At 63.6% G+C, this 23,150-nt stretch carries 22 protein-coding genes, 1 rRNA gene and 1 pseudogene; 13 read left to right on the top strand and 11 right to left on the bottom strand.

Going from position 1 to position 23,150, the window contains the following annotated elements:
• The first annotated feature begins 9 nt into the window (after positions 1–9).
• A 5S ribosomal RNA gene (gene rrf, locus CQW31_RS19850) occupies positions 10–125 on the top strand.
• Between the two features lie 66 nt (positions 126–191).
• Here rrf and CQW31_RS19855 read toward each other — a convergent pair.
• Positions 192–1,055, bottom strand: a complete 864-nt coding sequence (locus tag CQW31_RS19855; protein WP_099815207.1) for a universal stress protein — start codon at positions 1,053–1,055, stop codon at positions 192–194.
• 154 nt (positions 1,056–1,209) lie between these two features.
• Between CQW31_RS19855 and CQW31_RS19860 the strand changes: the two genes are divergently transcribed.
• Complete coding sequence (locus CQW31_RS19860) at positions 1,210–1,827, top strand: tRNA-(ms[2]io[6]A)-hydroxylase (RefSeq protein ID WP_054884858.1); 618 nt, start codon at positions 1,210–1,212, stop codon at positions 1,825–1,827.
• A gap of 3 nt (positions 1,828–1,830) precedes the next feature.
• Here the strand turns inward: CQW31_RS19860 and CQW31_RS19865 are convergent, their stop codons facing one another.
• Positions 1,831–2,151 (bottom strand): YqjD family protein, encoded by a 321-nt coding sequence (locus CQW31_RS19865; RefSeq protein WP_054884859.1) that lies wholly within the window; start codon positions 2,149–2,151, stop codon positions 1,831–1,833.
• Between the two features lie 129 nt (positions 2,152–2,280).
• Here CQW31_RS19865 and CQW31_RS19870 point away from each other — a divergent pair, with 129 nt between their 5' ends.
• Positions 2,281–2,544: a hypothetical protein gene (locus tag CQW31_RS19870; protein WP_054884860.1), complete on the top strand. Its 264-nt coding sequence runs from the start codon at positions 2,281–2,283 to the stop codon at positions 2,542–2,544.
• Between the two features lie 9 nt (positions 2,545–2,553).
• On the opposite strand, the gene CQW31_RS19875 is transcribed toward CQW31_RS19870, so the two are convergent.
• Positions 2,554–3,042 carry an LEA type 2 family protein gene (locus CQW31_RS19875; RefSeq protein WP_054884861.1) on the bottom strand — a complete coding sequence of 163 codons (489 nt, stop codon included), beginning with the start codon at positions 3,040–3,042 and terminating at the stop codon, positions 2,554–2,556.
• A 133-nt stretch (positions 3,043–3,175) separates the two neighbouring features.
• On the opposite strand from CQW31_RS19875, the pseudogene CQW31_RS19880 reads away from it, so the two are divergent.
• The 3 genes and pseudogenes from CQW31_RS19880 to CQW31_RS19890 all read left to right on the top strand — a co-directional run.
• A pseudogene (locus tag CQW31_RS19880) lies at positions 3,176–3,682 on the top strand (RNA polymerase sigma factor); the annotation flags it as partial.
• A 4-nt stretch (positions 3,683–3,686) separates the two neighbouring features.
• The gene (locus CQW31_RS19885; RefSeq protein ID WP_249341950.1) at positions 3,687–4,562 is read left to right on the top strand and encodes a FecR domain-containing protein; all 876 of its coding nucleotides are present in this window, start codon (positions 3,687–3,689) and stop codon (positions 4,560–4,562) included.
• Positions 4,563–4,691: 129 nt separating this feature from the next.
• A complete protein-coding gene (locus CQW31_RS19890; RefSeq protein WP_099815247.1) occupies positions 4,692–7,115 on the top strand; it encodes a TonB-dependent receptor in 2,424 nt (807 codons plus the stop codon).
• A 117-nt stretch (positions 7,116–7,232) separates the two neighbouring features.
• Here CQW31_RS19890 and CQW31_RS19895 read toward each other — a convergent pair whose 3' ends face one another.
• The gene (locus tag CQW31_RS19895; protein ID WP_099815208.1) at positions 7,233–8,123 is read right to left on the bottom strand and encodes a LysR family transcriptional regulator; all 891 of its coding nucleotides are present in this window, start codon (positions 8,121–8,123) and stop codon (positions 7,233–7,235) included.
• Between the two features lie 102 nt (positions 8,124–8,225).
• Between CQW31_RS19895 and CQW31_RS19900 the strand changes: the two genes are divergently transcribed.
• The 6 genes from CQW31_RS19900 to CQW31_RS19925 all read left to right on the top strand — a co-directional run bounded on the left by CQW31_RS19900 (position 8,226) and on the right by CQW31_RS19925 (position 13,949).
• A complete protein-coding gene (locus CQW31_RS19900) occupies positions 8,226–9,305 on the top strand; it encodes a polyamine ABC transporter substrate-binding protein (RefSeq protein ID WP_099815209.1) in 1,080 nt (359 codons plus the stop codon).
• 25 nt (positions 9,306–9,330) lie between these two features.
• The gene (gene speB / locus CQW31_RS19905; RefSeq protein ID WP_099815210.1) at positions 9,331–10,293 is read left to right on the top strand and encodes an agmatinase; all 963 of its coding nucleotides are present in this window, start codon (positions 9,331–9,333) and stop codon (positions 10,291–10,293) included.
• A 136-nt stretch (positions 10,294–10,429) separates the two neighbouring features.
• A complete protein-coding gene (locus CQW31_RS19910; RefSeq protein WP_099815211.1) occupies positions 10,430–10,747 on the top strand; it encodes a hypothetical protein in 318 nt (105 codons plus the stop codon).
• Positions 10,748–10,779: 32 nt separating this feature from the next.
• Complete coding sequence (locus CQW31_RS19915; protein WP_099815212.1) at positions 10,780–11,928, top strand: PQQ-dependent sugar dehydrogenase; 1,149 nt, start codon at positions 10,780–10,782, stop codon at positions 11,926–11,928.
• A gap of 317 nt (positions 11,929–12,245) precedes the next feature.
• Positions 12,246–13,355 (top strand): cell division protein ZapE, encoded by a 1,110-nt coding sequence (gene zapE / locus CQW31_RS19920; RefSeq protein WP_054884868.1) that lies wholly within the window; start codon positions 12,246–12,248, stop codon positions 13,353–13,355.
• A gap of 12 nt (positions 13,356–13,367) precedes the next feature.
• On the top strand, positions 13,368–13,949 hold the full coding sequence (locus CQW31_RS19925) for a DinB family protein (RefSeq protein ID WP_099815213.1): 582 nt from the start codon (positions 13,368–13,370) through the stop codon (positions 13,947–13,949).
• On the opposite strand, the gene CQW31_RS19930 is transcribed toward CQW31_RS19925, so the two are convergent.
• The 6 genes from CQW31_RS19930 to yegQ all read right to left on the bottom strand — a co-directional run bounded on the left by CQW31_RS19930 (position 13,946) and on the right by yegQ (position 19,863).
• Positions 13,946–14,944 carry an alpha/beta fold hydrolase gene (locus CQW31_RS19930; protein ID WP_054884870.1) on the bottom strand — a complete coding sequence of 333 codons (999 nt, stop codon included), beginning with the start codon at positions 14,942–14,944 and terminating at the stop codon, positions 13,946–13,948. The two genes, CQW31_RS19925 and CQW31_RS19930, sit on opposite strands and share 4 nt — an antisense overlap.
• 75 nt (positions 14,945–15,019) lie before the next feature.
• Positions 15,020–15,457: a YqaA family protein gene (locus CQW31_RS19935; protein WP_099815214.1), complete on the bottom strand. Its 438-nt coding sequence runs from the start codon at positions 15,455–15,457 to the stop codon at positions 15,020–15,022.
• Positions 15,457–15,885, bottom strand: a complete 429-nt coding sequence (locus CQW31_RS19940; protein ID WP_054884872.1) for a DUF411 domain-containing protein — start codon at positions 15,883–15,885, stop codon at positions 15,457–15,459. Before CQW31_RS19940 ends, CQW31_RS19935 begins: the two co-directional genes overlap by 1 nt.
• A gap of 14 nt (positions 15,886–15,899) precedes the next feature.
• Positions 15,900–16,766, bottom strand: coding sequence for a copper resistance protein B (locus CQW31_RS19945; RefSeq protein ID WP_099815215.1), 867 nt, complete (start codon positions 16,764–16,766; stop codon positions 15,900–15,902).
• A complete protein-coding gene (locus CQW31_RS19950) occupies positions 16,759–18,450 on the bottom strand; it encodes a copper resistance system multicopper oxidase (protein ID WP_099815216.1) in 1,692 nt (563 codons plus the stop codon). The genes CQW31_RS19945 and CQW31_RS19950 overlap by 8 nt, the downstream gene beginning before the upstream one ends.
• Before the next feature lie 78 nt (positions 18,451–18,528).
• Positions 18,529–19,863 carry a tRNA 5-hydroxyuridine modification protein YegQ gene (gene yegQ, locus CQW31_RS19955; protein WP_054884875.1) on the bottom strand — a complete coding sequence of 445 codons (1,335 nt, stop codon included), beginning with the start codon at positions 19,861–19,863 and terminating at the stop codon, positions 18,529–18,531.
• Positions 19,864–19,992: 129 nt separating this feature from the next.
• Here yegQ and CQW31_RS19960 point away from each other — a divergent pair, with 129 nt between their 5' ends.
• On the top strand, positions 19,993–21,057 hold the full coding sequence (locus tag CQW31_RS19960; RefSeq protein WP_099815217.1) for an AI-2E family transporter: 1,065 nt from the start codon (positions 19,993–19,995) through the stop codon (positions 21,055–21,057).
• A gap of 7 nt (positions 21,058–21,064) precedes the next feature.
• Here the strand turns inward: CQW31_RS19960 and CQW31_RS19965 are convergent, their stop codons facing one another.
• Positions 21,065–23,110, bottom strand: coding sequence for a TonB-dependent receptor domain-containing protein (locus CQW31_RS19965; protein ID WP_099815218.1), 2,046 nt, complete (start codon positions 23,108–23,110; stop codon positions 21,065–21,067).
• Between the last annotated feature and the right edge of the window lie 40 nt (positions 23,111–23,150).

Consider the following 23,150-nt stretch of genomic DNA (forward strand, 5'->3'; position numbering starts at 1 on the left):
ACAGAATTTCTTGACGACCATAGAGCATTGGAACCACCTGATCCCATCCCGAACTCAGTAGTGAAACGATGCATCGCCGATGGTAGTGTGGGGTTTCCCCATGTGAGAGTAGGTCATCGTCAAGATTCATTTCGCAAAACCCCTATCTGCGCATGCAGGTAGGGGTTTTGTCTTTCTGGCCCAGGAAACTTTCAGCCCCGGGCCAGTTCCGCCAGGTGTGCTGTCGCTTCTTCGCTCTTGAGCACCAGCACATCGCTTTCCAGCGAATCGAGCACTACTTCTGCGGTATTGCCGATGAGGGCCCCGGAAATCCCTGTGCGGGCTACAGTGCCGATCACCGTGACCACGGCATCGAGCTGCTTCTGCAAATAAGGAATCAACACATCAGCTGGCCCTTCGGCGACATGCAGGCGGTCTTCACTGATATCGTATTCGGCCTGGAACGCACTGCAGGCCTCGCGATAGCGCTTCTCGATCGTTTCACTCAGCTGATAAACCGGGTCTGATGCCGACAGCATGGGGGAGGGGTGCGCACTGACGACATGCAGGTCGCCCTTGGCCAACCCGGCAATCGCATAACCGTGGTCGATAATGCTGGCATGCAGGCGACGATGATCCTCGTCCTGGTTGCCGACATCCACCGCTGCCAGAACCACGCCACCGGTCCAGGGTCGTTCGCTCTTGACCATCAGTACCGCACAGGGGCACTGGCGCAACAGCTTCCAGTCGGTAGGCGTCAGCAGGGCCTTCTTAAGCGGGCTTTCCGGCCGGTGCTCTTTGATCACCAGCTCGCAACCCTCGGCCTGCTGCACGGCGATGATCGATTCATGCAAGTTCTCGTGCCAGTTCTGCTCATGGCTGACATTGTCATAGCCAGCATCATGCAATTGGCTGCTGAGCAAACTGAGCAACGCACTGTGGTCATGCTTCTTGTCACACATCAGCAGGTGCAGGCGAGCACCGGTTACGCTGGCAATCAGCTTGGCCCGGGTCAGTGCACGGCTATGGGCATGTTCGGGGTCGAGGACAACGAGGATGCTGCGAACCTCTTGCATGGGCGTGAACTCCGTTCAAAGGTTGCGACCAATGCCTGACTATAGTCGGCGCTTCCCGCGTCGCCGTTTGATATACATCAAGCATAGTCACTGGTGATACCCGCCGCCCTCGGTATAATCGCCGGTCTTGCCTGTCCAGTGTGGTTGTTCGCTTATGTCGCTGATCCCCGAAATCGATGCCTTTCTCGGCTGCCCGACCCCAGACGCCTGGATCGAAGCGGCACTCGCCGACCAGGAAACCCTACTGATCGATCACAAGAATTGCGAGTTCAAGGCGGCCAGCACGGCCCTGAGCCTGATCGCCAAGTACAACACCCACCTGGACCTGATCAACATGATGTCGCGCCTGGCCCGCGAAGAGCTGGTGCATCACGAGCAGGTACTGCGGCTGATGAAGCGTCGTGGCGTGCCATTGCGGCCGGTTTCAGCAGGGCGCTATGCGTCTGGCCTGCGCCGTCTGGTGCGCGCTCACGAGCCGGTGAAACTGGTGGATACGCTGGTGGTCGGGGCATTCATCGAAGCCCGTAGTTGCGAACGCTTTGCTGCCTTGGTGCCGCACCTCGATGAAGAGCTCGGCACCTTCTATCACGGCTTGTTGAAAAGCGAAGCACGCCACTATCAGGGTTACCTGAAACTGGCCCAGCAGTACGGTGACGAGGCGGATATTGCCCGCCGCGTCACCCTGGTGCGTGAAGCCGAAGCCGAACTGATCCTGTCACCGGACCAGGAGCTACGTTTTCACAGCGGCATCCCGATGGCGCTAGCGGCCTGACGCTCAGTAGCGGCGCCCCAGCAGCAGGCCGACCACCAAGCCAAAGCCTGCAGACACTGCCACGGTCTGCCATGGATGGCCACCGATGTAGTCCTGGGTGGCGTCCACCACCGGTTGCGCCTTGGCGCGCACCTGGCCGGCGGCCTGGCGAGCCTGGCGCAGTTTCAGGCTGACCTGGGCACGCAGTGTCTCGGCTTCTTCGCCAACCAGTGCGGCGCTGTCGTTGAGCAGTTTTTCCGATTCTTCGATCAATGCCTGCAGTTCACTGAACACCTGGTCCTTGATCTGATCACTGTCTGCCAGTGCGGCGTTTTTCCGGGCCATGAACACGTCCTCGTCGATGGGATTGTTAGAACAATGGATGCCTGCGCGGCGGGAAAGTTGCGAAGGCTTTGCCGATGATGCGCCGCCTGAGTGTAAGATAGCGGCCATTTTCAACCGGCAGGTACCTTCATGACTTTCAATCTGGCCAACATGAGCTTCGAGGAACGGGCGCAGATCGAGGCGGAAAAGGCCCGGCTGTTCGAGCTGTGGCAGAACAACCTGGGCAAGGCCAAGGGTGAAGCTGCGCGACTGATCGCTGAAAAGCCGCGCCGCAAAGGCAAGTGGGCTGAGTGGGTGCGTGGTGAGCTGGACGCGATGTCGCCGCCAGAATTCGCCAGTATGGTCCGCAGCGAGGTCAACAAGATGATGGCTGCCGCCAGCGCCAGTCGCTGATCCCACGCCCTACCAATACAGGCTGCCCTCCTTGGGCAGGTCCAGCTTGCCCTCATCGGTGAAGCGCACGGTGCCAAACGGCCCGCTGGCCAGCTTGCCTCGCAGCTTGTAAGGCATCCCTTGCAATGTATCGAGCTTGCCCAGGCCATAGGCCTGGCGCAGGAAGGCGAACGCCGTAATGCTCACTGGCACCACGATCACGGCTTCGTCATAACGGCCGATGCGCCCTTGCTGATCACTGACCCCAGACGCCAGCGGCTGGCCGTTCACCTCCAGGTTCAACGCAACGCCGTTATAGTCGATGGGCGACTCGTTGGGGTTCTGCACTCTCATTTTCACCGCCATGCGCATTTCCAGCTCCTGCCCTGGCAGCGGCTCGATGCCGATCACGCTGATAGCAAGCGGGTCGCGGGCCTGGAACAGTGCGCAGGCGTTGAGCCCGCCCGCCAGCAGCAACACCAGCAGCAAGCGAAGGGAACGGCGCAAATGGGCAGCCATGGAAGGTCCTTACCGACGAAGTGGTGCCTGCAGTGTGGCAAAAGCACGGCAGCGTTGAAAGCACAGGGTGTTATGAAAGATACTGTTTCTCATTAACGCCCGATAATTTCTCCTACTGGCAGTGCTTTACCCCATGCTGACGTCTCCCGTGTCCGCTCTGCTGGCAAGTTTCCAGGAGCACTACGACGACCTGCTGCAGTTCCTCACCCGGCGCATGAGTGATCGGCAGCGTGCCGCCGACGTGGCGCAGGAGACTTACCTGAAACTGGTCAAGATCGACGAGCAGGCGGTGCCGGTGCTGCATGCGCGCAGCTTCATCTTCCGCGTGGCTGGCAATCTGGCCATCGATGCGCTGCGCCGCGAACAGCGCATCGCCTCCAGCCATGAGGGCAGCGATGGCGCAGAAGAGGTGGCCTGCCCGGCGCCGGCGCCTGAGGCGACGCTGTTGGCCCGGGAGCGCCTGCAGATACTCGACCAAGCACTGCTGCAGTTATCCAGCAATGCTCGCCAGGCGTTGCTGCTGAACCGTGTCGAAGGCCTGACCCAGGCGCAGATCGCACAACGGTTGGGCGTTTCCGAGAGCATGGTGGCAAAATACATCGGCCAGGCCCTGCGCCATTGCCGCGACTGGCTCAAGCACAACCATGACTGAAACTTCGACCATGCACGCTCCGCAGCCGATCAGTGACTTGTCCGACGATGCCCTCGACTGGCAGGTACTGCTGCACTCGGGGCGGGCCAGTGCGACCGATCGGGCACGCTATCTGCGCTGGTGCCAGCTCAGCCCGGCGCATGCCGAGGCGGCACATGAGGCCGAAGCGCTGTGGCAGGATCTGGGGAATACACAGGCTGCCCAAGCGTTGGAAGCCGCGCCCGGGCGCAGCAGCAAGCGTCACTGGGCGGCAGGCATCGCTGCCTCGCTTGTGCTGCTGGTGGCAGGTTACGGCAGCTGGCAACAGGTGCCGGTGTGGCTGGCGGACTATCACACGGGCATGGGCGAGCGGCAGAGCATCACCCTCGCAGACGGTTCGCGGGTACTGCTCAACAGCGCCAGCGCCCTCAGTGTGTCCTTCAGCGCCAACGAACGCCGGGTGACGCTGCAAGCTGGCGAGGCCCTTTTCGAAACCACCGATGACCCACGGCCCTTCGTCGTCGAAACCGCCGGCGAGGCCGTGCAGGGCAGTGCGGCCACCTTCAGTGTGCGTCGTGACGGCCAGGTTGTGCTGGCCAAGGGGGCAGCCCGGCTTGGCGAGCACAACCTGGCGATCGCCGTCGACGCCAGCGCGCAGACTGCCTGGCAGCGTGGCAAGCTGATCTTCAATGGCAAACCGCTTGGGCAGGTACTGGCCGAACTCGAGCGCTACCAGCATGGCCGCATTCTGCTCTCCGACCACACGCTGTCGGCTCTCGAAGTCAGCGGTGTGTTCGATTTGAACGAGCCGCAGGCCCTGCTGCGCACCCTGGAGCAGCGTTATGGCCTGAAAGTCACCTATCTGCCCTGGCTGGCCGTCGTGCATTGAGCCTGTAAAAAATAATCGAAATTTTTTTCATTTGGCGCTGCAAGTTCGTGCAAGCCAGAACGTCGTAGTGGGACTGATCAGCAACCCGTTCTCTTTCACGACTTGTCTGGAAGCTCATTCGTGCCTCTCTTGCCCAAGCCCAACTACCGTCGCGGCGGTCGCCTTCACCATGCCCTGATGTCCTGCAGTGCCCTGGCCATGTTCGCCGGCCCCTTGCAGGCGTGGGCCGCCACAGACGTGGCAGCGCAGGTTCAGGCGCGCCAGGTTCAACTGGACCTGCCAGCACAAACGCTGGATCAGGCCCTGACCGCCTTTGCCGACCAGGCTGGCCTGCACCTGCTGTACACCACCGGGGATGTGGCCGGCCTGAACAGCCCGGCACTGCAGGGCAGCTACAGTATCGAGCAGGCGCTGCAGCTGCTGCTGGCAGGCAGTGACATGGCCTGGCAATTCAGCGATGCCGGCACGGTCACCCTGCGCAAGGCCGTGCCCGCGCCGCAGGCGGTCAACCTCAAGCCCATCGAAGTCAGTGTTGCCTCGCGCACCAGCACCGCCATCAGCGAAATCCCCGGCACGGTATGGGTGGTTGACCAACAGCAGCTGCGTGAACAGATCGACAGCGGCGTCAGCCTCAAGGAGGCTATCGGCAAGCTGGTGCCGGGCCTCGACCTGGCGCCCGAAGGGCGCACCAACTACGGCCAGAACATGCGCGGTCGCAATGTGCTGGTGATGATCGACGGTGTCAGCCAGAACAGCTCGCGCGGCCTGTCGCGCCAGTTCGACAGCATTTCGCCGTTCAACGTCGAACGCGTCGAGGTGCTGTCTGGCGCCAGTGCCATCTACGGCGGTGGCGCAACGGGCGGCATCATCAATATCGTCACTAAAAAGGGCGAAGCGGGCCCGGCACGCTTCGAGACCCAGCTCGGTGCCAGCAGCGGTTTCAACAACAGTGATGACCTGGCCACTCGTTTCGCCCAGTCGATCAGTGGCGGCAACGACCGGGTCAACGCGCGCCTGGGGATTTCCGGGGAGCAGAACGAAGCCTTCTACGATGGCGCAGGCGAGCAGATCTTCATCGATAACACCCAGACCGACCTGCAGTACAACCGCACTGTCGATGTGCTGGGCACCCTCGGCCTGAAACTCATCGACGAGCAAAGCCTCGACCTGCTGGCCCAGTACTACGATTCCGGCAACCACGGCAGTACCGGCATCTACTTCCCCAACCTCAACTACAACGCCCCCTCGGACCTGGAGGACGCCAAACTGCGCGGCGGTTATTCCTCTGACCTTGAGCCACGCACCCGGCGCCTGTTGCTCAACGCCAATTACCACCACACCGACGTGCTGGGCCAGGACTTCTACTTGCAGGCCTCGTACCGCAAGGAAGACGATAATTTCTATCCGTTCCCGTACTACAACCGTGCCACTCCGAGCGGGTCGCGTGGCGTGTACTTCGCTGCCTCGCAACAGAACTTCGAAGTCACCAGCCTCAAGGGGCTGTTCGCCAAGCAGTGGGACAGCCTCAAGCTGACCTACGGCGTCGACCTGGATCGCGAGCGTTTCAACGCCGACCAGACCACGTTCGATGCGCTGACGTCCTCTCAGAGCGGTGGGCTGGACCTGGACAAGCAAAGCAAGGCCGAGCGCTACCCCAGCTATCGGGTCGATGGCGTTTCGGTCTACGCCCAGCTCGACTGGCATGCCAGCGACAACCTGACCTTGTCCGGCGGCGCCCGGCGCCAGCAGATGGATGTGGATGTCAGTGACTTCAAGGGCGTACCCGGTGGTAGTAACGACTATGAGGTCAACCTGTACAACGTCGGCGCCATCTACGACTTCAAGAACGGTCATCAGGTGTGGACCAACTATGGTGAAGGTTTCGACCTGCCAGACCCGGCCAAGTACTACGGCAAGCCTGGCCTGAGCGTGGCGGACAACCCGCTGGCCGGCATCAAGAGTCGCCAGGTCGAGCTGGGCTGGCGCTATGCCGACCTCGAATGGGACGCGCAGGCGGCGCTGTACTACATCTGGTCGGACAAGATCATCAACGTCGACTCGCAGACGCTGACCATCGACGTCGAGGATCAGAAAAGCCGCGATTTCGGCTTCGAGGGCGCATTGACCCGGCATTTCCTGGCGGGCTGGGAGGCGGGTGGAACGCTGCACCTGACCCGTTCCGAGGAAGAAGATGCCGACGGCGACTGGATCAAGCGCGATGCCCGCTATGCCTCGCTGTCCAAGGCCACCGCGTTCGTCGGCTGGAAGGGCGATGGCCGCAGTGCGCGGCTGCAGGCCAACCACGCCTTCAGCTTGAAGGACGATGCCGATCATGAAATCGACGGCTACACCACCTTTGACTTGCTGGCCAGCCAGGACAGCGGTTTCGGCACTTTCAGCGCGGGGATACAGAACCTGCTGGACAAGCAGTACAGCACCGTGTGGGGGCAGCGGGCGACGCTGTTCTACTCGCCGACCTACGGGCCGGCCTATCTGTATGACTACCAGGGCCGGGGCCGCACCTACACCCTGACCTGGAGCATGGCTTACTAGAGGTCGCCGCCTGACTTGGCCTCTTCGCGGGTAAACCCGCTCCTTGTACAGGTACAGCACAAGTCTTGAAGGCTGTGATGAACGTGTAGGAGCGGGTTTACCCGCGAACAGGCCATGTCAGGAGAACGCTACCAGCAAATCCTCTACAAATGCGGCCTGCGCCTCCCCAGGCCGCTGTGCCCGATGCCGAGCCAAGGTGAACGGCACCACGAAATCCAGCTCCGTATCCAGCGCCCGCAACATCCCCTGGTCTTCCCAGCTCGCTGCACAATGACACGGTAGGTAGCCAATATGCCGACCCGAAAGTATCAGTGTCAGCACGCTCTCGATCTGTTCCGCCACCGCCATGCTGCGTCGGCTCTGGAACGGCTCGCCGCCTTTGAGAAAGCGGTACGGGTGGCGCACCTGGTCCGCCTCCAGCAACTGCTCGTGCGTCACCTTGGCCTTGTCGAACAGCACATGCCCCTTGCCGCAGTACAAGCGCTGGCGCTCTTCGAACAAAGGCTGATAATCGAACGCCGCCTGGTTGCCGGAAAAATAGCTGATGGCAACGTCGAGCCGTTGCTCCAGCAGCAGTCGCTCAAGTTCCGCCGGTGGTGCGCTGATCAGCTCCAGTTGCACGGCTTCTTCGCGCCGGCGAAAGCGTGAGATGGCCGTGGCCAGGCGCAGGCTCACGGCCGCATCCTGGTGCTCGGCCATGCCCACCCGCACCGTCCCCAGCAAGCGCCCGGCGACGCCGTTGGCCTGCTGACGGAACGACTCGACGTTCAGCAACAGCCCGCGTGCCGCTTCCAGCAGCAACTCGCCCTTTTCGGTCAGCCGAAAACCGCCTTTGCCGCGGCTGCACAGGCGGTAACCCAGGCGCGTTTCCAACTGCGCCATGCGCTGGCTGATGGTGGGCTGACTCAGCCCCAGTACGCCCTGGGCGGCACTGAAGCCGCCTGCCTCTACTACAGTGACGAACAGCCGCAGCAGGTGCAGGTCGGGGTCGTGCAGTTGTCCGAGCATCACATTGCTCCTGATGAATGTCAGCTTTGCAAACTTGCCATTCTTGCAATGTTACCCGGATGGCATGCTGGCGGCATCCACCCACTTGCCGAGGTGCCCGTCATGCGTCGATCGCTGTGCCTGTTATCCTTGATCCTGGCTCTGCCGCTGCAGGCCGAAGAAAAGGTCGTCAACCTCTACAGCTGGGCCGACTACGTCGCGCCGCAAACCCTTCAGCGCTTCGAAAAGGAAACCGGCTACAAGGTGCGTTACGACACCTTTGACACCACCGAAGTCCTGGAAACCAAGCTGCTCACTGGCGGCAGCGGCTACGACGTGGTGGTGCCATCAGCCACCGTGCTGGCCCGGGCGCTGAAGGCCAATGCCCTGCAACCGCTCGATGCGCAAGGCATGCCCGGCTACGCCAACCTTGACAAGGACCTGCTGGCCAAGCTGGCCGAGACCGACCCAGGCAACCGCTACGCGGTGCCCTATACCTGGGGCACCTTGGGCCTGGGGGTGAATGTCGAGGCGGTGCGCCAGCGCCTGGGCGATGTACCGCTGGATAGCCTCGACCTGCTGTTCAAGCCCGAGTACGCCAGCCGCCTCAAGGCGTGTGGCATTGCCATGCCGGACTCACCACAGGAAGTGATCGGTGTCGCCCTCAACTACCTCGGCAAGGACCCTTACAGCCAGGACAAGGCCGACCTCGCGGCGGCGCAGGACCTGCTCAACCAGCTGCAGCCGTCGATCAGCTACGTCGCCAATGGCCGACAGATCAGTGACCTGGCCAACGGCAGCGTGTGCCTGGCGCTGACCTACAACGGCGACGCGGCCATGGCCGCCGACCAGGCGCGCCGTGCCGGCAAGCCGTTCGAGCTGATCTACCGCATTCCCCGTGAAGGCACGCTGGTGTGGCAGGACAACCTGGTCATCCCCAAGGACGCCCCACACCCGGAAGCTGCCCGGGCGTTCATTGCGTTCATGTTGAAACCTGAGTCGGTGGCTGCGCTCACCAATACGCTGTTCTTTGCCAATGCCAACCAGGCCGCGACGGCTCTGGTCGATGACGCCGTGCGCAATGACCCGGATATCTACCCGCCTGCCGATGTGCGTGAGCGCTTGTATGCCGACCGCAGCATGGCGCTGTCCGACCTGCGTCAGCGCAACCGGCTGTGGACCGCCTTCCGTAGCCGCCAGTGACCGATAAACACAAAGGAGCCCAACCGTGGAACAAGCCCAGAACAACGACCAGGCCATGACCCGTGACAGCCTGTACGGTACTGCAGCGGAAAGTACCTACGCAGGTATTACCAGTTTCTCTCGTCGTCGCTACAGTCGCGACCTGCGTGGAGTGGATGTGGTGGTCAGCGGTGTGCCTTTCGACAACGCCACCAGCAACCGCCCCGGGGCGCGTTTCGGGCCGCGCGCAATCCGTGCCGCCTCGGTGCAGCAGGCCTGGGCGCGCCACTGGCCCTGGGCCTTCGACCCGTTCGACCATCTGGCAGTGATCGACTACGGCGACTGCGCTTTCGATAGTGGCACCCCGCAGTCGGTCCCGGAGAGTATCCAGGCCCATGCCGAGCACATACTTGAAGCCGGTTGCGCCATGCTCACCTTGGGCGGTGACCATTTCATCAGCTACCCGCTGCTCAAGGCCCATGCCCGCCGCCACGGCCCGCTGGCGCTGATCCATTTCGATGCGCACAGCGACACCTGGCCGGACGAAGAGGGCCGCATCGACCATGGCACCATGTTCTGGCATGCCGCCCGCGAGGGCCTGGTCGATCCATCCTGCTCGGTGCAGGTCGGCCTGCGCACCACCAATGACGACAGCCAGGGCTTCGCCATCTTCGATGCCCGGCAGGTTCACCGCCAAGGCACCGAGGCGATCATCGCGGCGATCCGCCAGCGGGTCGGCGACCGGCCGGTGTACCTGACGTTCGACATCGATTGCCTGGACCCGGCCTATGCGCCAGGCACCGGCACCCCGGTATGCGGGGGGGTGAGCACGCTGCAGGCGCTGGAGATCCTCGGCGGCCTGCGCGGTATCAACCTGGTAGGGATGGACTTGGTGGAAGTGGCGCCAGCCTATGACCACGCCGATATCACTGCGCTGGCCGGGGCTACCCTGGCCATGGAGATGCTGTGCCTGTATGCGGCACGGCACAAGGTCGGCGCCGCCCGGTGATCGGCGGGCCTGATGCGCCGTGCCATCAGGCCCATACTGAAACATCAGGAATCGCATTCACACTTTTGCCGCGAACCCTTCGCGCCCTAGGCTATCCAAACCCACATGGCGCGCTTTTTTGTACAGGAGGTGAAGCATGAATCCCAGGGTGCCAGCCTTGTTCTTCGGCTTGACGCTGGGCCTGTCGTTACAGGCTGCGTTTGCGCAGCCATTGCAGCTCGCCGCAGGCAACAACAACCCCTACAACAGCCCGATCCAGCGTGCCAACCCCAACAGTCGCCAGGGCAGCATGCCGGCCACACCGCCCGTTCGCGGCCCGTCCACCCAGCCCATCTACCGTACGCCAAGCCTGGATAACCGCGGCATCGGCAATGGCGACAACCTGCGCCGCCAGCAGCAGGCTCCCAATCTGGAGCCGACGCGGCCAGCGCGTGATAGCCAGCGTGTGCCCTGATCCATCGCCTGAGCCTCAGAAAGGAATCCTGCATGACCCGAATCAACTGGCTGACCACCTTGACCGCCGCTGCGCTGTTGCCACTGCTGGCCCACGCCGCCCCTGAGCAGCAATTTCCCAGCGAAGAGGGCCAACTTACCGTCAGCACCGTGGCGGATGGCCTGCGCAACCCCTGGGCGCTGGCTTTCCTGCCGGGTGGCAAGGACATGCTGGTCACCGAGCGCCCCGGCAATCTGCGGGTGGTAAGCGCCGAGGGCAAGGTCGGCCCACCCATCAGCGGCGTGCCCAAGGTCTGGGCCGAGGGCCAGGGTGGCCTGCTTGACGTGGTGCTGTCGCCTGAGTTTGCCAAGGACCGCACGGTGTACCTGTCGTATGCCGAGGAGGGCAGTGATGGCAAGGCCGGCACGGCAGTGGGTCGTGGCCAGCTGTCCGAGGACCGCGCACGGCTGGAAGACTTCACTGTGATCTTCCGCCAGCAACCCAAGCTCTCCGAAGGCAATCACTTTGGCGCGCGGCTGGTATTCGACCGCGACGGTTTCCTGTTCATTGCCCTGGGCGAGAACAACCAGCGCCCGACAGCGCAGGACCTGGACAAGCTGCAGGGCAAGGTGGTGCGGATCCTGCCGGACGGCGAAGTGCCAAAGGACAACCCCTTCGTCGGCAAGCGGAATGTGCGCCCGGAAATCTGGTCGTTTGGCCATCGTAACCAGCAGGGCGCAGCGCTCAACCCGTGGACCGGCAAACTCTGGACCCATGAACACGGCCCGCGTGGCGGCGACGAGATCAACATCCCGGAGCCAGGCAAGAACTATGGCTGGCCGATCGCTACGCACGGTATCAACTATTCGCTCATGCCAATCCCTGAAGCCAAGGGCAAGCATGTCGACGGCATGGTCGACCCGCACCATGTCTGGGAGAAGTCGCCTGGCATCAGCGGCATGGCGTTCTATGACAGCCCGACTTTCAAGGCCTGGGATCACAACCTGTTCGTCGGCGCGCTGGCGGCTCAGGAATTGATCCGCCTGCAGCTCGACGGTGACAAGATCGTCCACGAAGAACGCTTGCTGGGAGCGTTGAAGGCACGCATTCGTGATGTGCGGGTGGGGCCGGACGGTTACCTGTACGTTCTCACCGATGCCAAGGACGGCACACTGCTGAAGGTGGGCCTGAGCGAGGGCTGAAGGCGCTTTTTCCTGCACTGGCCCTTTCGCGGGCAAGCCCGCTCCCACAGGTTCACCACAAGCCTGAGGGGCGGTGCGATCCTTGTGGGAAGGGGCCAGTGCAGACAATAGAGGGCTAACTGCCCAAGCCACCGACTATATGCCCCTCGATCCGCAGTCCCTCTATCTCCAGGCGCTCGCCGGGCAGGGCTTCGCCCATGACCCTCCCACAGGTTCACCACAAGCCTGAGGGGCGTTGCGATCCTTGTGGGAGCGGGCTTGCCCGCGAAGGGGCCAGTGCAGACAATAGAGGGCTAACTGCCCAAGCCACCGACTATATGCCCCTCGATCCGCAGTCTCTCTATCTCCAGGCGCTCGCCGAGCAGGGCTTCGCCCATGACCCTGCTCAAGCCCAGGCGGTCACGGCCCTGCAAAGCTGTTTCGAAGCCCTGGAAAGCGGCCATGCTGCCCAGGGCTTGTACCTCTGGGGCCCGGTCGGCCGCGGCAAGACCTGGCTCATGGACCTGTTCCACCGCTGCCTCAGCGTCCCGTCCCGGCGCCAGCACTTTCACCACTTCATGGCCTGGGTCCACCAGCGCCTGTTCCAGCTCAACGGCACTGCCGACCCCTTGAAGGCATTGGCGCGGGAGCTGGCCGGGCAGATCCGTGTGTTGTGCTTCGACGAGCTGTTTGTCAGCGACATCGGCGATGCGATCATTCTCGGCCGGCTGTTTCAAGTGCTGTTCGACCACGGCGTGGCGGTGGTCGCTACCTCCAACCAGCCGCCGCAACAGCTGTACCGCGACGGTTTCAATCGCGAGCGCTTCCTGCCGGCCATCAGCGCCATCGAGCGGCACATGCAAGTGCTGTCGGTGGCCGGCGAGCAGGACCATCGCTTGCATCCCGGCGCACAGTGCCAGCGTTACTGGGTGGCCGAAGCGGGGAGCAAAGGCGGTGCGCTCGAAGCTGTTTTCCTCCAGCTCAGCGCGGGTGAACCCGGTAGCACTGCGCCTTTGTTGATTGGCTCGCGGCAGGTCGAGGTGATCCGGCGCAGCAACCAGGCGGTCTGGTGCCACTTTACCGAACTCTGTGAACGGCCCTTGGCCGCCATGGAGTTCATGGCCTTGTGCGACCAGTTTCCGGCGATCCTGGTCGAGGGTATTCCGGCCTTGGGCGGTGAACAGCGGGCCGGGCGCATTGCCCGCGGCACCGAAGATGGCGCCGCGCGTGTCGTGGCAGGCGACCGGGAATTGCCGATGCTGTCACCCAGGGATGACGCCGTGCGCCGTTTCATTGCTTTGGTCGACGAATGCTACGATCGGCGTGTGGCCCTGTACCTGGAGGCGCAGGTGCCGCTCGATGCGCTCTACACTCAAGGGTATCTGGCGTTCCCGTACCAACGCACCCTGAGCCGGTTACGGGAGATGCAACTGCAACGCTTCGTCTGAAGGAGCCGAATCATGCAGCCGCTGTCGCATCATCTGCTGACCCAGGCCTACAACAATGGCTGGGCCAACCACCGCCTGTACAAAGCCTGCCTGCAGCTGACCCACGACGAGTTCATCGCCCCCCGTTGCAGTTTCTTCCCGTCGATCAAGGCCACCCTCAACCATCTGCTGACGGTGGACTGGTTCTATCTGGACATGCTTGAGTGCGAACAGCGCGGTGAAACGCCGAACCCTGACGGCGAGCGCTTTTTCGAGCCGGAGCAACCGTTTGCTACCTGTACCGACCTGCATGCCGAGCAGGCCCAGGCCGACCACCGGCTGATCGCCTATTGCAGGCAGTTGCAGGACGATCAGCTGGCGCGCTACGTGAGCATCGTGCGGCCTGGGCGGATCCAGCGCGAACAGCGCTTGCGCCTGCTGGCGCATTTGTTCGAGCACCAGATCCATCACCGTTGGCAGGTGCATGCGATGCTCAGTGACACAGCGGTGCGGCCGCCGCAGCTGGATGAGTTTTTCTGTGAAGAGGAGGCCGACCTGCGCGCCCTGGACTTCGCCGAACTCGGCTGGAGCGAAGCGCAGGTCTGGAAGGGTTAGCGCCCGAGCCACTCCACCAGTGTCCGGTTGAAGCGCCGCGGCTCCTCGATCTGCGGCGCATGCCCCATGCCCTCGAAGATCACCAGCTCGCCTTGTGGAATCAGCTTGGCCACGTGCGGCCCGAGTTCCTTGTACTTGCCCAGCTTGGCCTTTACTTCAGGCGGGGCGATGTCGCTGCCGATCGCCGTGGTGTCCTGGTCGCCGATGAGAAGCAGGGTCGGCATCTTCAGGTCCTTGAACTCGTGATACACCGGCTGGGTGAAGATCATGTCGTAGATCAGCGCCGAGTTCCACGCCACCGCCTCATGCCCCGGCCCCTTGTTAAGGCCCGCCAGCATCTGTACCCAGCGCTCGTATTCAGGCTTCCAGCGCCCCGCGTAGTAGGTCTTGCGTTCATACTCGCGCACGCCTTCGGCATCGAGCTTGAGCTCGCGGGCATACCACTGGTCCACCGTGCGGTAGGGCACCCCGAGTGCTTTCCAGTCCTCGAGGCCGATCGGGTTGACCATCGCCAGGCGCTCGACCTGCTGCGGGTACATCAGCGCATAGCGAGTGGCGAGCATGCCGCCGGTGGAGTGGCCGAGCACGATGGCCTGCTTGACGCCCAGTTGTTCGAGCAGGGCATGGGTGTTCACTGCCAGCTGCTGGAAACTGTACTGGTACTGCGCCGGCTTGCTTGAAGTGCAGAAGCCGATCTGGTCCGGCGCGATGACCCGGTAGCCAGCCTGGCTCAAGGCGTCGATGGTGGTCTCCCAGGTGGCGGCGCAGAAGTTCTTGCCGTGCATCAGCACCACGCTGCGGCCATTGACCTGGCCCTGTGCTGGCACATCCATGTAGCCCATCTGCAGGTGCTGGCCCTGGGACTGGAAGTCGAAATGCCGGAGGGGGTGAGGGTAGCTGAAGCCTTCGAGCTGTTTGCCGTAGGTGGGCGATTCGGCAGCGATGGCCGGGGCGCCGACGAGGCAGGCCAGGGCCAGGGCGGTTGCGCGCAGCATTGGGGCACTCCATGTAGGACCATGTAGGAATTGGCGACTTTAGCAGTCAGTGGACCACCTTAAACGTTAAAGGTGTTACCAGGCATGAAACCAGCCCAGGGTAATCATCGCCACGACGATATAGCGCCCGCCCTTGGCCAGGGTCACCAGCAGCAGAAAACGCCAGAATGGTTCACGCATGATGCCGGCAATCAGCGTCAGCGGATCGCCGATCACGGGCATCCAGCTCAGCAGCAGCGACCATTGCCCCCAACGCTGGTAACGCCGCTGCGCCCGTTGCAGCTGGCTGGCGCTGAACGGGAACCAGCGCCGGTCGCGCAGGTGCTCGATGGCCCGGCCGAGCAGCCAGTTGACCAGCGAACCGAGCACATTGCCCAAGGTGGCTACCAGCAGCAAGGTCACCCAGGCGTCGGGCTCACGCAGCAACAAGCCGACCAGCACTGCCTCCGATTGCAGCGGCAGCAGGGTGGCGGCACCGAAGGCGCTGAGAAACAGCGCCCAAAGGCTCAGCATCAGTAGCTGGCAACCACGGTGTCCTGGCCATCCTGGGTCACGCCGATGACCTGGTAGGCATCCTTGTGGTCACCCATTTCCATGCCGGGCGACCCCATGGGCATGCCTGGCACGGCCAGGCCCTTGAGATCGTTGCGCTGGGCCAGCAGGCGCACCTGTTCGGCGGGCACATGGCCTTCGACGAACTTGCCCTCGATCACCCCGGTGTGGCACGACGCCAGGCGCGGCGCCACGCCCAGGCGCTGTTTGACGGCGCTCATGTTCGGCTCGACATGGTCGTTGACGGTGAAGCCGTTGTCGCGCAGGTGGCTGATCCAGGCCTTGCAGCAGCCGCAGTTGGGGTCGCGATAGACATCGATGGTTTCGGCTGCCTGAGCAAGCCCGGTGATGGCCAGCAGGCCGAAGGTGATCAGGTGTTTACGCAGCATGGTGGAACATCTCCTTAGAAACGCAGGCGTATGCCTGCCACCAGACGGGTCTGGCCGAGGTCTTCGCTGTCTTCACGGGCCTGGTCGGCGCGGTTGCCGTGCAGGCGCTCGAAGCTTACCCCGACATAGGGCGCGAAGCCCCGGCTGATTTCGTAGCGCAGGCGCAGGCCGACCTCGCTGTCGGCAAGCCCGGCGCCCTGTTCGTGGCCGGTATCGTTGCGGCCGTAGAAGTTGGCTTCCAGGTTCGGCTCGAGGATCCAGCGGTTGGTCAGCAGGATAGCGTAAGCAGCTTCCAGGCGCAGCGCGCTCTGTTGTCGCTCACCGGCATAGGCGGTGGCTTCCAGCTCCAGGCCATACAGCGGGGTGCCCTGGATGCCGAAGGCGGCCCAGGTTTGCCCGCTGGCCGGCTTGAAGTCCTGGCGCAGGCCGCCGACCAACTCCCACCAGGGGCTGATCGCGTGGCCCCACAGCGCCTGCAACTCTGCCTTGTGGGTATTGCCTTGTTGCCGTTCGCCCTCGGTGCGTAGCCACAGGCGGTCGATGTCGCCACCGACCCAGGCCGTGGCGTTCCACTTGAGGGCGTTGCTGCTTTCGAAGTCCTGATATTCCAGCTGATCGACGATCACCGCCCAGTTGACGGCGCGGTCATGCACCTGATGGCCAGGCAGGGGCGGGAAGGCGGCCTGGCGGTCGGCGTCGGTCAGCACGGGGAGCGGTGTGCGGGGTTGGCTTGGGGCTGTGCCGTGGTTCATTTGACTGTGGTCCATCGGCATGACGCCATGTTCCATGTGCTCCATGCTGGCGGCCGTGGCCCGTTCGCTGGCCAGCAGCGCGGCCAGGGCGACGCCCGTGACCAGGCGCCGGTTGCTGATCTCATTCATCGACCCGTACCTCGCGGAACATGCCGGTCTCCATGTGGTAGAGCAGGTGGCAGTGGTAGGCCCAGCGGCCCAGGGCGTCGGCAGTTACGCGGTAGCTGCGGCGGCTGCCGGGCGGGATGTCGACGGTGTGCTTGCGCACCAGGAAGCGCCCGTGTTCGTCCTCCAGATCGCTCCACATGCCGTGCAGGTGGATGGGGTGGGTCATCATCGTGTCGTTGACCAGGGTGATGCGCACCCGCTCGCCGTAGGCCAGGCGCAACGGCGCGGCATCGCTGAACTTGACCCCGTCGAACGACCAGGCGAAGCGCTCCATGTGCCCTGTCAGGTGCAGTTCGATATCCCGTGAAGGTTCGCGGCCGTCCGGGTCAGGGTAGGGGCTGCGCAGGTCGGCATAGGTCAGCACCCGGCGGCCGTTGTCACGCAGGCCGATGCCAGGGTCGGCCAGGTTGGCGCGCGGGGCCATGGTCTGCATGTCCACCAACGGGTTACCGGCCTCGCTGGTGGGGTGGCCTTGCATGCCGCTCATGCTGGCGTGGTCCATGCCGGCCATGTTGCCGTGATCCATCGCAGCCATGTTGCCGTGGCCCATGTCGGCCATGCTCAGCACGGGGCGCGGGTCAGGCGCGGGCACCGCTGCCTGCAGACCGTTGGCACGTGCCAGGGTACCGCGGGCGTAACCGCTGCGGTCCATGCTCTGGGCGAAGAGGGTGTAGGCGGGCAGGTCGCCGACGGTCACCAGCACGTCGTAGGTTTCGGCCACCGCGATGCGAATCTCGTCCACGGTCACCGGCGTCACCGGCAGGCCGTCGGCGGCGATCACGGTCAGCGTGAGGCCCGGAATGCGGAAATCGAAATAGGTCATGGCCGACGCATTGATCAGGCGCAGGCGCACGGTTTCGCCGGGCTGGAACAGGCAGGTGAAGTTGCCGTCAGGGGGTTGGCCGTTGAGCAGGTAGGTGTAGCTGGCGGCGCTGATGTCGGCCAGATCGGTCGGGCTCATGCGCATGCGCGCCCAGGCCAGGCGTTCGTCGACGGTAGCGCCCCAACCGTTGTCGGCAACATCGGTGAAAAAGTCGCCGAGTGTGCGCTTGTGGTAGTTGAAGGCGTCGGACTGTTTCTTCAGGGTTGCCAGCAACGCTTCGGGTGGTTGGTCGGACCAGTCGCTGAACAGCAGCACATGGTCGCGCTGGTAGGCATGCGGCTCGGGCTCGCGTGGTTCGATGACGATCGCGCCATACACCCCAGCCTGTTCCTGCAGGCCGGAATGGCTGTGGTACCAGTAGGTGCCGCTCTGACGCAGGGTAAACCGGTACAGGTAATCGCCACCCGGCGCGATGCCGGCGAAGCTCAGCCCCGGTACGCCATCCATGTTGGCCGGCAGGAGGATGCCGTGCCAGTGGATCGAGGTGTCCTGGTCGAGGCGGTTGCGCACGCGCAGGGTCACCGTGTCGCCTTCGCGCCAGCGCAGCAGCGGGCCGGGCAGGCTGCCATTGATGGTCAGCGCGGTGCGTGGCCGGCCAGTGATATTGACCGGCGTCTGGCCAATGAACAGCTCGAAGTGCTGGCCGGCCAGTTCGCGGCCATCGCTGGCCTGGGCCAGCGGCCGCCACAGGCCCAGTCCGGCCAGTGTGGTGGCAGCGCCCAGGCCTTTGACGAAGGTGCGGCGGGTAGGGTTGCGCAACATGGCGTGGTCTCGTGCGGGGGAGACACGATCCTCGCCGTTTGCGCCTGTCAGCTGGCTGAGGCGCAGGTTACAGCCTTGTCAGGCAGCCTGTTCGGCATCGCCCAGGTCGCGCATCAGCAGGCCGTACTCCAGCGCAACCTGCTCGGGAATCGGCAGGTACACCACATGGCCGTCGCCGGGCGCAACTTCGATGGCGTGCTGTTGGCGGTCGAACAGGCGGTGCAGGTCGAAGTGGTAGTTGCCACGCGGGGTCATCAACTCCAGGTGGTCACCCAAAGCGAAGCGGTTCTTGACCTTGACCTCGGCCAGGCCATCGACGCGCAAGCCCGTCAGCTCGCCGACGAACTGCTGGCGCTCAGACAGCGAGTTGCCGCGCAGGTAGTTCTGGTATTCGTCGTGTACATGGCGGCGCAGGAAGCCTTCGGTATAGCCGCGCTGGGCCAGCGATTCGAGGTTGTCCATCAAGGCCATGTCGAACGGCCTACCGGCTGCCGCGTCGTCGATGGCCTTGCGGTAGGACTGCACGGCCCGGGCGCAGTAGAAGTGACTCTTGGTCCGCCCTTCGATCTTCAGCGAGTGCACACCCATGGCCGCCAGGCGCTCGACGTGCTGGATGGCGCGCAGGTCCTTGGCATTCATGATGTAGGTGCCATGCTCGTCCTCGAAGGTCGGCATCTCGCTGCCTGGGCGATTGCTCTCCTGCAACAGGAACACCTGCTGGGTGGGCGCGCCCAGGCCCAGGGTCGGCTCGACCTCTCGGACGATGTCGCCGGTGGCGTTTTCCGTGGCTGGGGTGGCCTGGTATTTCCAGCGGCAGGCATTGGTGCAAGTGCCCTGGTTGGCATCGCGCTTGTTCAGGTAACCGGACAGCAGGCAGCGACCGGAGTAGGCCATGCACAGTGCGCCGTGGACGAACACTTCCAGCTCCATGGCCGGTACCTGCTGGCGGATTTCCTCGATCTCCTCCAGCGACAGTTCACGCGACAGGATCACCCGGCTCAGGCCCATCTGCTGCCAGAACTGCACGCTGGCCCAGTTGACCGTATTGGCCTGCACCGACAGGTGCACCGGCATCTGCGGAAAATGCTGGCGCACCAGCATGATCAGCCCGGGGTCGGACATGATGAGCGCATCGGGCGCCATCTCGATCACCGGTGCCAGGTCCTTGAGGAAGGTCTTCAACTTGGCATTGTGCGGCGCTATGTTGACCACCACGTAGAAGCGCTTGCCCTGGGCATGCGCTTCGTTGATGCCCAGCGCCAGGTTGGCGTGGTCGAATTCGTTGTTGCGCACCCTCAGGCTGTAACGCGGCTGGCCGGCGTAGACCGCATCGGCACCGTAGGCGAAGGCATAGCGCATGGTCTTGAGGCTGCCGGCGGGGGCAAGCAGTTCGGGCTTGGCAGGTAGGGTCATGGGCGCACCGGGGCAAAGGCGCGGATGCTAGCGGCTGGCCGGGGCCGTGGTATTGATTTGAATCAACGGCAGGGTGGCACTTTTGCCCAGGTGGTGTGCACTAATGACCATGACCCCTGAGGAGTTGCCATGAACCAAGACGCCCTGCAGAACAAAGCCCTGGCCGTACTCCTGACCCTGGTGACCATCGCCTTCGTGTGGATCCTGCTGCCGTATTACGGCGCCATCTTCTGGGCCGTGATTCTCGGCATCCTGTTCGCACCGTTGCAGCGTCACCTGCTGATCCGCTTAGGCCGCCGACGCAACCTGGCGGCGGCCTGTACCGTGCTGGTGTGCCTGCTGGTGGCCGTGCTGCCAGTGATCATCACCAGCGCCTTGCTGGTGCAGGAAGGCGCCACCCTGTACCAGCGAATCGAGAGTGGGCAGCTGGACATCGCCGGCTACGTCGAGCGCGGCAAGGACATGCTCCCGGCCTTTGCCCAACACGGTCTGGACCGCATGGGCATGGGCAACCTGGACGGGCTGCGTGACAAGATCACCAAATGGGCCACCCAGGGCAGCCAGGTGCTGGCCAGCCAGGCATTCAACTTTGGCCAGGGCACCTTCGAGTTTGTGGTGAGCTTCGGCATCATGATGTACCTGTTGTTCTTCTTCCTGCGCGAGGGGGCCGACGTGGCGCGCCGGGTGCGCCTGGCCGTGCCGTTGCCGGAACACCAGAAGCGCCGCCTGCAGTTGAAGTTCAACCGGGTGGTAAGGGCTACGGTCAAGGGCAATGTGCTGGTGGCCATCACCCAGGGTGCGCTGGGTGGTTTGATCTTCTGGGTGCTGGATATCCCCAGTGCGTTGGTCTGGGCAGTACTGATGGCATTCCTGTCGCTATTGCCAGCGGTCGGCGCGGGGATTGTCTGGGCGCCGGTGGCAGCCTACTTCCTGTTGACCGGGGCGATTCTGCCAGGGTTGATCCTGACCGCGTTCGGCGTGCTGGTGATCGGCCTGGTGGACAATCTGCTGCGGCCGATCCTGGTGGGCAAGGACACGCGGATGCCCGATTACCTGATCCTGGTGTCCACCCTGGGCGGGCTCGCGGTATTCGGGCTCAACGGCTTCGTGATCGGGCCGTTGATTGCGGCGTTGTTCGTTTCCAGCTGGGCGATCTTCGCTGCGGCCAAGCCGCAGGTGCAGTTACCGTCCTGAGACGGTATCAGCGGAAGCTGTACGAAACCCCGGCATACACGCCGAAGCCTTCGCCCGGTGTCGAGCGGGCAACGTCCTTGCCGGCATCGTTGTACCCCGGCGTTACGGTCGCCGCGTAGCGTTGGTTGGTCAGGTTGCGCAGGTCCAGCCAGGTCTGCCAGTCCTGCTTCGGTGAATCCCAGCCCAGGCGAGCGCCGAACAAGGCGTAGGCGTCGGCGTGGTAGCTGTTGGCGTAGTCGACTTGGACTTTCGACGCCATCTGCGTGTTGACCCCGGCGTAGAACCCGCTCGGCCAGTCGTAGCGCAGTTCCGCCTGGTAGAAGTGCATGGGGATGCCAGGTAGGCGGTTGTCGCCGAATTTGTCGTCGTCGCGGTAGTGGAAGTCGCTGAAGGTGTAGGCCTGGCGCAGGCTCAGCTTGCCCGTGCCGGGTTGCTCCCAGAGGAGGCTGTCCAGGCCGGCTTCGACGCCTTGGTGTACGGTGGGGCTGGCGTTGTATTCGCCAGTGATGCCTGGGGCCAGCTCCACTGCCAGCAGTTCGTGACGCACCTGGGCGTAGTACCAGGCCAGGTCCCAGCGGCCGAGCAGTGATTCACCGCGGGCGCCGAGCTCCAGCGTGGTTGCGGTCTGGTTCTGCATCTCGATGGGCTGGAACTTGGTGGGTGCGCTCCAGATCAGCGACCATGGGTGAGGCGGTTCGACCGAGCGGCTGAGATTGCCGTAAACCTGCAGGTCCGGGCGAATGTCGTAACGCAGGCCCACACGCGGGGCATAGTCCCAGTCATGCTGGCTGACTTTGCCGCCATCGGCGGGGTATGTCACATCGCTTTCACGGCGGGTATAGATCACCGCAAGTCCCGTGGTCAGCCACAGGTTGGGGACCAGTTCCAGATCATTGCCAAGGTGCAGCACGGTGTCCGAACCCTGGTAGGTGAAGTCACGCGTGCGCGCGCCGACCACGTCATTGACCCGGGAGAATTGCGAGGCGCCACTGTTGGGCAGGTGCTTGGTGGTGCGCCAGCCAACGGTGGTCTTGCTCTCATGGCCAAGCAGGGTGTCACGCCGGAAGTAGTTCAGCGTGCCACTGACATCGGTGTAGGCCACCTTCAGGCGCATGGCGCCCTCGCGCAGGTCCATCGGGTAGTCGTGATAGACCAGCCCGGCCTCCAGCCGCGAATCGTCGTCGAGGAAGAAGGTGGTCTTGTTGCCCACCCAGGTGCTGCCCGGTTGCGGGCGGCTGTCGTTGCGCGACAGATAGCCTGGGTTGGCAGCGCGAGGGTCATGTCTGATCTGGTCCTTGGTCAGGCGCCCGGCCAGTTCGTTTTCGGTTTCCCGGTAGCGCAGGTAGAAGCGCGTTTCCAGGTTCGGGTTGAAGCGGTAGCCGACATTGGCGGCAATGCCTTTCGAGCTGCCGCTGCTGTGGTCCTGATAGCCGTCGTACTCCGAGTCGGTCAGGGCCACGTAATAATCGAGGTTGCCCAGTACTTGCCCGGAACTGATCTGCCGGTGCTGGTAGCCTCGGCTGCCGACCTCGTATCGCACCTGCAGCGGCGCGGCGTCGTAACCGGTATGGGTCACATAGTTGACGGCCCCGCCCAGGGCCAGCGAGCCTTGATCGAAACCGTTGGCCCCGCGCAGTACTTCGGCACGGCTCAGCCACAGGGGTTCGAACAGCTCGTAGGGCGTACCGCCCGGGCCTGTCAGCGGCAGGCCGTCGAACATCGTGTAGACCCCGGAGCCATGGGCTCCAGGCGCACGGTTGATGCCCGAGCCGCGGATCGACAACTTGATGCCATCGTTACCCGCGGACTGGGCGAACACGCCAGGTTGATAGGCCAGCACGTCCTGATTGCTGGCCACCCGTCCTTGCCCCACCTTGTCCATGTCGACCAGGTTGCTGGCGCCTGGGATCTCACGCAGACGCTCGGCGGCAGTCTCCAGTTCGGTCTGTTGCCGATCTTCGATCAGTACCTGGTCGAGTTCGATACTGCCAGCGGCCTGGGCGGCGCTGGTGACCAGCAGGGCCAGCAGCGAAAGGGGGAGGGTGGGGCGCATTTCAGGGGTTCCAGATCGATAAGCGGGATTCTGACGCTGC

The organism is Pseudomonas sp. 382 (genome assembly GCF_002759075.1).
GTDB lineage: Bacteria > Pseudomonadota > Gammaproteobacteria > Pseudomonadales > Pseudomonadaceae > Aquipseudomonas > Aquipseudomonas vlassakiae.